This window comes from Candidatus Streptomyces philanthi, assembly GCF_059553635.1.
The window spans coordinates 1-9,387 of record NZ_JCANQV010000234.1 but is presented as its reverse complement, the minus strand read 5'-3'; the positions used below and the strand labels follow the sequence as shown (position 1 = coordinate 9,387).

The following is a 9,387-nucleotide window of genomic DNA, read 5'->3' as shown; positions in this document are numbered from 1 at the left end:
GCCTGCCCGTAGGGCTGCTGCCCGTACGACGCCTGCGGCGCCTGCTGTCCCTGCTGCCCGGCGTACGGCGCCTGCTGTCCCTGCTGCCCCGCGTAGGGCCCCTGCGGCTCGTACGCCGCCCGGGGCTGCTGGGGGTGCGGCTGTGCCTGCGCCGGGTACGCCGCCTGCGGGGGGTGCGGCGCCTGCGCCTGCGGGGGGTGCGGCTGGTGGTGCGGGGACTGCGTCCCCGGATACTGCGGGGCCTGGCCCGGCGCCGGGTACGGCTGGGGCGCCTGGCCCTGTGCCGGGTACGGCCGGGGCGGCCCCGCCTGGTCCTGCTGCGGCGCCTGCCCGTACGCCTGCTGCTGTCCGTACGGCTGCGGCGCCTGCCCGTACGCCCCACCCTGCGGGTACGCCTGCTGCCCCTGGGGCGGGTACGGCTGCTGGGGGGTCTGCTGCTGACCGTACGGGGGGTGGGGCCGCCGCGGGTCGTACCCGGGGTGCGGCTGCCCGGCGTACGGGTTCTCCGGCTGCTGGTCGCTCATGATCGTTTGTTCACCCTCCCGCGAACGGCGGCAGGACCTCGACCGTGCCGCCCTCGGTCAGCGGCACCGACGCGTGGTCGCGGGTGCCGACCGGATCGCCGTCCACCAGAAAGGAGCACCGCAGCAGGACGCGTGCGAACTCGGGGTTCTCGGTGTGCGCGGCCCGTGCCGCGGCCAGGGCCTCGGCGAGTGTCGCCGCCCTGTAGGGCTCCTCGGCCGTGCCTGCGGCGGCCTTGGCCGCGGCCCAGTAGCGCACGGTGCCGGTTGCGGTGCCGGTGTGTGTCACGGCGGCCTCTTCGTCGTGTCTTCGTCGTGTGGTGCGCCGTGCCCTTCGGGTACGGGGCGTACGAGGTTCCGTGACCGGTACCCGTCGCGCCGCCCCCCATGATGGCGTACGCGGCGGCCGGGCCCGCGCACGGCAAGTTCTGGTAAAGACGGGTGCCGCGTGCCACGGCTGCGCGGATATTCGATTGCCGCGGTCAATCGTTCGCATAAAGTCACTGAAGTGTTGGTCCGACTCGCGTGGGCACATTTGCGGCCCCACAGGCGCTCGATATCGCTGATCGTGTTGCTCCAGCTGATCCAGACGCTGGCGACCCTCTACCTCCCGACCCTCAACGCCGACATCATCGACAACGGTGTCGTCAAGGGGGACACGGGCTACATCCTCGGCACCGGCGGTTTCATGATCGCCGTCACGCTGTTGCAGATCCTCTGCGCCATCGGTGCCGTCTACTTCGGGGCCCGTACGGCCATGGCGCTCGGCCGGGACATCCGGGCGGCCGTCTTCGACCGGGTCCAGTCCTTCTCCGCACGGGAGGTCGGCACCCTCGGCGCGCCGTCGCTGATCACCCGGACCACCAATGACGTCCAGCAGGTCCAGATGCTGGTGCTGATGACGTTCACGATGATGGTCGCGGCCCCGATCATGTGCCTGGGCGGCGTCGTCATGGCGCTCAACCAGGACGTGCCGCTGTCCGGGCTGCTGCTGGTGATCGTCCCCGTCCTGGGCGTCCTCGTCTCGCTGATCGTCCGCCGGATGCGGCCGCTGTTCCGCGGCGTCCAGGAGCGGATCGACACCGTCAACCGCGTCCTGCGCGAGCAGATCACCGGTATCCGGGTGATCCGCGCGTTCGTCCGCGACCGTCACGAGCGGGAGCGGTTCGCGGAGGCCAACACCGATCTGTACGAGGTGTCGCTGCGCGCCGGCCGGCTGATGTCGATGATGTTCCCGCTGGTCATGCTGATCGTGAACCTCTCCAGCGTGGCCGTGGTGTGGTTCGCGGGGTACCGGATCGACAGCGGGGACATGCAGATCGGGGCGCTGACGGCGTTCCTCAGCTATCTGATGTACATCCTGATGTCGATCATGATGGCGACGTTCATGGTGATGATGCTGCCGCGCGCCGAGGTCTGCGCCGAACGCATCCAGGAGGTCCTGGCCACCGAGAGCAGCGTCGTCCCGGCCGAGCACCCCGTCACCACCCTGCGCCGCCGCGGCGAGCTGGAACTGCGCGACGTCGAGTTCCGCTACCCGGGTGCCGAGCAGCCGGTCCTCAAGGACATCTCGCTGGTCGCCCGCCCCGGGGAGACCACCGCCGTCATCGGCTCCACCGGCAGCGGCAAGTCCACCCTGCTCGGGCTCGTCCCGAGGCTGTTCGACGCGACCGGCGGCACGGTCCTCGTCGATGGCGAGGACGTGCGCACCCTCGCCCCGGAGGCGCTGGCCGGCGTCATCGGGTTCGTCCCGCAGAAGCCGTACCTCTTCTCCGGCACCGTCGCGAGCAATCTGCGCTACGGCAACCCCGACGCCACCGACGACGAGCTGTGGCACGCGCTGGAGACCGCCCAGGCGCGGGACTTCGTCGAGCGGATGGAGGGTGGACTGGAGGCCCCGATCGCCCAGGGCGGCGGCAATGTCTCCGGCGGCCAGCGGCAGCGCCTGGCCATCGCCCGTGCCCTGGTCCGCAGGCCGGAGATCTACCTCTTCGACGACTCGTTCTCCGCGCTGGACTACGCCACCGACGCCGCGCTGCGCGCCGCGCTCGCCCGGGAGACGGACCGGGCGACGGTGGTGATCGTGGCGCAGCGGGTCTCCACCATCCGCGGCGCCGACCGCATCGTCGTCCTCGACGAGGGCCGGGTCGTCGGCACCGGCACGCACACCGAACTGATGGCGGACAACGAGACCTACCGGGAGATCGTGCTCTCCCAGCTCACCGAGCAGGAGGCGGCGTGACCGGGCAGGACAGACAGACGGCCGCCCCCACCGCGGCCCCGGAGGGCGCCGGGGCCGCGCCGCGCCGGGGCCCGGCGCCCGCGGCCGGCCCCGCCCGGCACATGGGCGGTCAGCCCATCGAGAAGTCGATGGACTTCAAGGGGTCGGGCAAGCGGCTGCTGGCCCAGATGAAGCCCGAGCGCGGCATCGTCGCCGTGGCGCTGCTGCTGGGCACGGTGAGTGTGGCGCTGACGGTGGTGGGGCCCAAGGTCCTCGGCCACGCCACCGACCTGATCATGGCCGGGATCGTCGGCCGGCAGCTGCCCTCCGGGATCTCCAAGGCGCAGGCCGCCGAGCAGCTGCGGTCCTCGGGGCACGGCGGCCTCGCCGACATGCTCGGCACGATGCCGGTCGTCCCCGGGCAGGGCATCGACTTCGGCGCGGTCGGCACGGTGCTGCTGTGGGTGACGCTGATCTACGCCGGTGCCTCGCTGTTCGGCTTCGTCCAGGCCCGGATCGCCACGCTGGTCGTCCAGCGCACGGTCCTGCGGCTGCGGGAGCAGATCGAGGAGAAGCTGGCGCGGCTGCCGCTGAGCTACTTCGACAAGCAGCAGCGCGGTGAGGTGCTCTCCCGCGCGACCAACGACATCGACAACATCCAGCAGACCCTCCAGCAGACGCTCAGCCAGATCGTGGCGTCGCTGCTCACCATCCTGGGCGTGCTGGCGATGATGTTCTGGATCGCCCCGCTGCTGGCGCTGGTCGCGCTGGTCACGGTGCCGGTGTCGGTGGTGGTCGCCACCCGGATCGGCAAGCGGGCGCAGCCGCAGTTCGTCCGGCAGTGGAAGACGACCGGCCGGCTCAACGCGCACATCGAGGAGATGTACACCGGTCACGCGCTGGTGAAGGTCTTCGGCCGGCAGAAGGAGTCCGCGGAGCTGTTCCGCGAGCAGAACGAGGCGCTGTACGCGGCCGGGTTCCGGGCGCAGTTCATCTCCGGGATCATCCAGCCCGCGATGATGTTCATCGGCAACCTCAATTACGTGCTGGTGGCCGTCATCGGTGGTCTGCGGGTGGCGTCCGGTGCCCTGTCGATCGGTGATGTGCAGGCGTTCATCCAGTACTCACGGCAGTTCAGCCAGCCGCTGACGCAGGTGGCGTCGATGGCCAACCTCGTCCAGTCCGGCGTCGCCTCCGCCGAGCGGGTCTTCGAGCTGCTCGACGCGCGGGAGCAGGACCCGGACCCGGAGCGCCCGGCCCGTCCCGAGGCGGTCACCGGCAAGGTCGCGTTCGAGAACGTCTCGTTCCGCTACGACGAGGACAAGCCGCTGATCGACGGGCTGTCGCTGACCGTCGAGCCCGGCCAGACGGTCGCCATCGTCGGCCCGACCGGCGCGGGCAAGACCACCCTCGTCAATCTGCTGATGCGCTTCTACGAGGTGAGCGGGGGCCGGATCACCCTCGACGGGACGGACATCGCCGCGATGTCGCGGGAGGAGCTGCGCGCGCAGATCGGGATGGTGCTCCAGGACACCTGGCTGTTCGGCGGCACCATCGCCGAGAACATCGCGTACGGCGCTCCCGAGGGCACCTCGATGGAGAAGATCGTGGCGGCCGCGAAGGCGACGCATGTCGACCGTTTCGTGCGGACCCTGCCCGACGGCTACGACAGCGTCATCGACGACGAGGGCGGCAATGTCTCGGTCGGCGAGAAGCAGCTGATCACCATCGCCCGCGCGTTCCTCGCCGAGCCCGCGATCCTCGTCCTGGACGAGGCGACCAGCTCGGTCGACACCCGTACCGAGGTGCTGATCCAGCACGCGATGGCCAATCTCCGCAGCGGGCGGACGAGTTTCGTCATCGCCCACCGGCTGTCCACCATCCGCGACGCGGACCTGATCCTGGTGATGGAGTCCGGCTCCATCGTCGAGCAGGGCACCCATGACGCGCTGCTGGCCGCCGACGGCGCCTATGCCCGGCTGTACGCGGCGCAGTTCGCGGAGGCGGTGGCGGAGACGGAGTGAGCGCGCGCGGGCCGTGCGACCGGGGCCGCCCGGCCGCACGGCCCGCGCCGCTGCGTCACAGGGCCCGGGGCGCACGGCCGCACGGGGGAAAAAGGCCGGAAAAACTTCCCGGAACGCACATCCATACGGTGGCATTCCGGGTCTCATGGGCGTGCGGCAATCTCATCTGACCGCACCTCAGCGGCATTTGGAGCATACATTTTGAAAACAGGCATCAAGGGCATTCGGCGCGTTTCCGCGGTCGCTCTCACCGCGGGAACCGTCCTGACGGCCGGGGTCTTCGCCTCCCCGGCACAGGCCGCCGCCCCGAAGGCACCCTCGGTCTCCGCCAAGGGTGCTTTCGTGATGAACGACGGCAACGGCAAGACGCTTTACACCAAGGCCGCCGACACCCGTCGTTCCATCGGATCCACCACCAAGATCATGACCGCCAAGGTGGTTCTCTCGCAGAAGAACCTCAACCTGGACTCCAAGGTCACGATCGTCAAGGCGTACAGCGACTACATCGTCGGCAAGACCGCCTCCTCCGCCCGCCTCATCGTCGGCGACAAGGTCACCGTCCGCCAGCTGCTCTACGGGCTGATGCTGCCCTCCGGCTGCGACGCGGCGTACGCGCTGGCCGACAAGTTCGGCAGCGGGTCCACCCGGGAGGCGCGGGTGAAGTCGTTCATCGGCAAGATGAACTCCACCGCCAAGAGCCTCGGTCTCAAGAACACGCACTTCGACTCGTTCGACGGCATCGGCAACGGCAAGAACTACTCGACGCCGCGTGATGTGACCAAGCTCGCCAGCAACGCGATGAAGAACTCCACGTTCCGTACGGTCGTGAAGACGAAGTCGACGAAGCAGAAGGTCACGATGAAGAACGGCGGCTACCGCTACATGTCGTGGACCAACACCAACCCGTTGCTCGGCGGCTACTCCGGCACCATCGGCATCAAGACCGGCTCGGGCCCCGAGGCCCAGTACTGCCTGGCCTTCGCCGCCACCCGGGGCGGCAAGACCGTCATCGGCACGGTCCTGACGTCCTCGTCGTTCAACAACCGCACGGCCGACGCGAAGAAGCTGCTGGACTACGGCTTCAAGAAGTAGTCCCGTACGGGCCGGTGAGGGTCCGTCCGCGTTCCCCTGGGGGCGCGGGCGGACCCTTCGTCGTTCCCGGGCGCCCCGGTGGTCAGAGGTAACTCCGGATCAGCCGGGCCAGATGGCGGCCGGCGAGGCGCAGCGGCTCCTCGCTGCGGTGGACCTGCGCGGCGACCTCGGCGCCGCTCAGGGTGTTCAGGACCGTGGCGGCCAGCTCGCGGGCGTCGGTGGCGGACAGGCCGCACGCCCGGAGCTTGTCGTGGAAGGCGTCCTGCCAGCCGAGGAACGCCTCGGCGCAGGCCCGCTGGATGTCCGGGCTGCGCCCTGAGGTCTCCAGGGCGGTGGTGGTGACCGGGCAGCCGTCGGCCCAGTCGGACTCGCGCAGCGCCCGGGCGAAGAAGCCGGCGCAGGCGGCGACCGCGTCGGCGGGGTCCTCGGTGCTCGCGAGGACCGTGCGCAGCTGCGCCGCGAACTCCGCGTCGCTGTGGCGGATGGCGGCGGTGGCCAGCGCCTGCTTCCCGCCGGGGAAGAAGTGGTACACGGAGCCGAGGGTGGCGCCGGCTTCGCGGGCGATCTGCTTGATGCCGGTGCCCTCGTAGCCCTGGTGCTGGAGCAGCCGGGCCGCGGTGGTGAGGATGCGGTCGCGGGTGCCGGCCGTGCCGTCCGACGGGGTCGTCTGCATTCCCCGATCCTAACCGGCCCATTGGTAGAACGTTCGTTTTAGTGGCGTGCTAGGTTGGCCCCACGTTCTGAGTAGAGCGTTCGTTCTAGAGCTGGGCAAGGGGAAGGGGACGTCCGTGGACGACGTACAGAAGGCCGGCGGCAAGGAAGCGGTGACGGTCATCGGGCTGGGGCCGATGGGGCGGGCGATGACGGAGGCGTTCCTGGCGGCCGGGCATCCGGTGACGGTGTGGAACCGCACCGCGAGCCGCGCCGACGCCCTGGTCGAGCGAGGCGCGGTGCGCGCGGCTTCCGTCCGCGAGGCGCTGGCCGCCGCCGAACTGGTGGTACTGAGCCTGACCGACTACGACGCCTGCGACGCGGTGCTGGAGCCCGTGGCCGACGCGCTGGCCGGCCGGGTCCTGGTCAACCTCAGCTCGGACACCCCCGAACGGGCGCGGGCCGGCGCCGCCTGGGCCGCCCGGCACGGCGCCCGCTGCCTCACCGGCGGCGTCCAGGTCCCGCCGCCGCTGATCGGGAAGCCCGGATCGGCGACCTTCTACAGCGGCCCCGAGGACGTCTTCGCCGCCCACCGCGCCACGCTGGAGGTCCTGACCGAGGCCGACCACCGTGGCACCGACCCGGGCCTGGCCCAGGTCTACTACCAGGCCCTGATGACCGTCTTCTGGACCGCCATGACCGGCTATCTGCACGCCGCCGCCCTCGTCGGCGCGCACGGCGTGACGCCCGCGGAGTACCTGCCGTACGCCCTCAAGGCCGCCGACCTGTCGTACTTCCTCGGTGTCATGAGCGCCCAGCTCGACGAGGGCGTGCACGCCGGTGACGCCGACCGGCTCGCCATGGAGGCGGCCAGCGCCGACCACGTCGTCCGCAGCCTGCGCGACGCCGGACTCGACGCGGCCGTGCCCGCCGCCGTCGCCGCGCTCTTCCACCGCGGGTTCGCGGCGGGCCACGGCGAGCAGAGCTTCACCAGCCTGATCGACGTGCTCCGGGAGAAGACGCCGGCCTGACGGGCGCCCGCCGGGCGGGCCCCGGTCCGTACCGGAAGCCCTACCCGGCCGCCCGCCGCGCCGCCCAGGCACCGATCCGTTCCAGCAGCTCCGGGGACGCCGCGTTCTCCGCGTGGCCGAAGCCGGGCTCCAGCCACAGTTCGGTGGAGGCGGGGTCGGCGGCGGAGGCCAGCATGCGGGGGTGGTCGACCGGGAAGTACCGGTCGCGGTCGCCGTGGACGAGGAGCAGCGGCGTCGGGGCGATCAGCGCGGCGGCGCCGACGGGGGAGAGGGGGACCGGGTCCCACCGCTCGGGGTGGACGCGGGTGCGCAGGCCGACACGGGAGACGAGCCGTCCGGCGGGGCGGGTGACGGCCCAGTGGAGGCGGCGCATCGGCGCGGTGCCCCGGTAGAACCAGCGGGCGGGGGAGCTGACCGACACGGCCGCGTCGGTGTGCGCGCCCGTGCGCCCCTCGGGCTCCCGCCGGCCGTGGAGGGCGGCGTGGCGCAGGACGACACAGCCGCCCACGGAGAAGCCGACGGTGGCGACCCGGCGGTGCCCCAGGGAGCGGGCCCAGCGCACCGCGGCGGCCAGGTCCTCGACCTCGCGGTCGCCGATCGTCGAGCGTCCGCCGGAGCGGCCGTGCCCCCGGAAGGAGAACGTCACCACCGCCGCGTGCCGGGCGAGGGCGTCCGCCGCGCGGCGCAGCGCCGGGCGGTCGAGCGCGCCGGCGAAGCCGTGCGCCACGACGAACACGGGGCCGCCGGCGTCCGGCACGCCCCCCGTACGGGGCGTGTGGGCGGCCTCCAGGGTGATGCCGTCGTCGGTCAGCAGGACCGCCCGGTGACCACGCGACGTGATCGAGGGAACACCGGAACGTGCGCGATCGGTCTCGGGTCCGCAAGTCATGTGAGCTATTCTGCTGGCAGAGGAAGGATCCGGGCATCGACGCCCCCGGGTCCTTTTGTGCTTTCGGACGCCTCGCGCGTCATCCGGAGGCACCCTACGAATGCAGAGCCGCAGACTCCCCCGGTCCGGCCGGGGAGTGCCCCCGTCGCAGGGACCGAGGAGGAACCAGACGTCATGGGCGAGCGAAGCGAGCAGTACCGGACCCCGAGGACAAGAAGCCGGGCAGGTGGTCGGAAGTGAGCTCCCTCCTCCTGCTGACCAACGCACTCCAGCCGTCGACCGAGGTGCTCCCCGCCCTCGGCCTCCTGCTGCACAGCGTGCGGGTGGCCCCGGCCGAGGGCCCGGCCCTCATCGACACCCCCGGCGCCGACGTCATACTGGTCGACGGCCGACGTGATCTTCCGCAGGTGCGGTCCCTGTGCCAGCTGCTGCGGTCCACCGGACCCGGCTGCCCCCTGCTCCTGGTGGTGACGGAGGGCGGGCTCGCCGCCGTCACCGCGGACTGGGGCATCGACGACGTCCTGCTCGACACCGCGGGCCCCGCCGAGGTCGAGGCCCGGCTGAGGCTGGCCACCGGCCGCCGGCAGATCGGCGCGGGCGAGGGCCCCATGGAGATCCGCACCGGAGACCTCTCGGTCGACGAGGCCACCTACAGCGCCCGGCTGAAGGGACGGGTCCTCGACCTGACCTTCAAGGAGTTCGAGCTGCTGAAGTACCTCGCCCAGCACCCCGGCCGGGTCTTCACCCGCGCCCAGCTCCTCCAGGAGGTCTGGGGCTACGACTACTTCGGCGGCACCCGCACCGTCGACGTCCACGTCCGGCGGCTGCGCGCCAAGCTCGGCCCCGAACACGAGTCGCTGATCGGCACCGTCCGCAACGTCGGCTACCGCTTCGTCGTGCCCGAGCAGGCCGAACGCGCCGCCGCCGAGGCGCAGGCCGGGAAGAAGGACGCGCCGAA

At 71.5% G+C, this 9,387-nt stretch carries 8 protein-coding genes and 1 pseudogene; 5 read left to right on the top strand and 4 right to left on the bottom strand.

Annotation, left to right across the window (positions count from 1 at the left end):
* Positions 1 to 524 (bottom strand): annotated as a pseudogene (locus AC51EU_RS22725) (SCO5717 family growth-regulating ATPase); the annotation flags it as partial.
* Positions 525 to 534: 10 nt separating this feature from the next.
* A complete protein-coding gene (locus AC51EU_RS22720) occupies positions 535 to 780 on the bottom strand; it encodes a MoaD/ThiS family protein (RefSeq protein WP_496268886.1) in 246 nt (81 codons plus the stop codon).
* 249 nt (positions 781 to 1,029) lie between these two features.
* Between AC51EU_RS22720 and AC51EU_RS22715 the strand changes: the two genes are divergently transcribed.
* The 3 genes from AC51EU_RS22715 to AC51EU_RS22705 all read left to right on the top strand — a co-directional run bounded on the left by AC51EU_RS22715 (position 1,030) and on the right by AC51EU_RS22705 (position 5,858).
* Positions 1,030 to 2,763 carry an ABC transporter ATP-binding protein gene (locus AC51EU_RS22715; RefSeq protein ID WP_496268884.1) on the top strand — a complete coding sequence of 578 codons (1,734 nt, stop codon included), beginning with the start codon at positions 1,030 to 1,032 and terminating at the stop codon, positions 2,761 to 2,763.
* Positions 2,764 to 2,864: 101 nt separating this feature from the next.
* Positions 2,865 to 4,766, top strand: coding sequence for an ABC transporter ATP-binding protein (locus tag AC51EU_RS22710; RefSeq protein WP_496268885.1), 1,902 nt, complete (start codon positions 2,865 to 2,867; stop codon positions 4,764 to 4,766).
* A 201-nt stretch (positions 4,767 to 4,967) separates the two neighbouring features.
* Entirely contained in the window at positions 4,968 to 5,858 is an 891-nt protein-coding gene (locus AC51EU_RS22705) for a D-alanyl-D-alanine carboxypeptidase family protein (protein ID WP_496268883.1), read from the top strand.
* 82 nt (positions 5,859 to 5,940) lie between these two features.
* On the opposite strand, the gene AC51EU_RS22700 is transcribed toward AC51EU_RS22705, so the two are convergent.
* Positions 5,941 to 6,531, bottom strand: a complete 591-nt coding sequence (locus AC51EU_RS22700; protein ID WP_496268882.1) for a TetR/AcrR family transcriptional regulator — start codon at positions 6,529 to 6,531, stop codon at positions 5,941 to 5,943.
* Positions 6,532 to 6,646: 115 nt separating this feature from the next.
* Here AC51EU_RS22700 and AC51EU_RS22695 point away from each other — a divergent pair, with 115 nt between their 5' ends.
* Positions 6,647 to 7,540: an NAD(P)-dependent oxidoreductase gene (locus tag AC51EU_RS22695; protein ID WP_496268881.1), complete on the top strand. Its 894-nt coding sequence runs from the start codon at positions 6,647 to 6,649 to the stop codon at positions 7,538 to 7,540.
* A 40-nt stretch (positions 7,541 to 7,580) separates the two neighbouring features.
* Here AC51EU_RS22695 and AC51EU_RS22690 read toward each other — a convergent pair whose 3' ends face one another.
* Complete coding sequence (locus AC51EU_RS22690) at positions 7,581 to 8,429, bottom strand: alpha/beta hydrolase family protein (protein WP_496268880.1); 849 nt, start codon at positions 8,427 to 8,429, stop codon at positions 7,581 to 7,583.
* Positions 8,430 to 8,665: 236 nt separating this feature from the next.
* Between AC51EU_RS22690 and AC51EU_RS22685 the strand changes: the two genes are divergently transcribed.
* A partial coding sequence (locus tag AC51EU_RS22685; protein WP_496268879.1) for a response regulator transcription factor occupies positions 8,666 to 9,387 on the top strand: 722 nt, incomplete at its 3' end.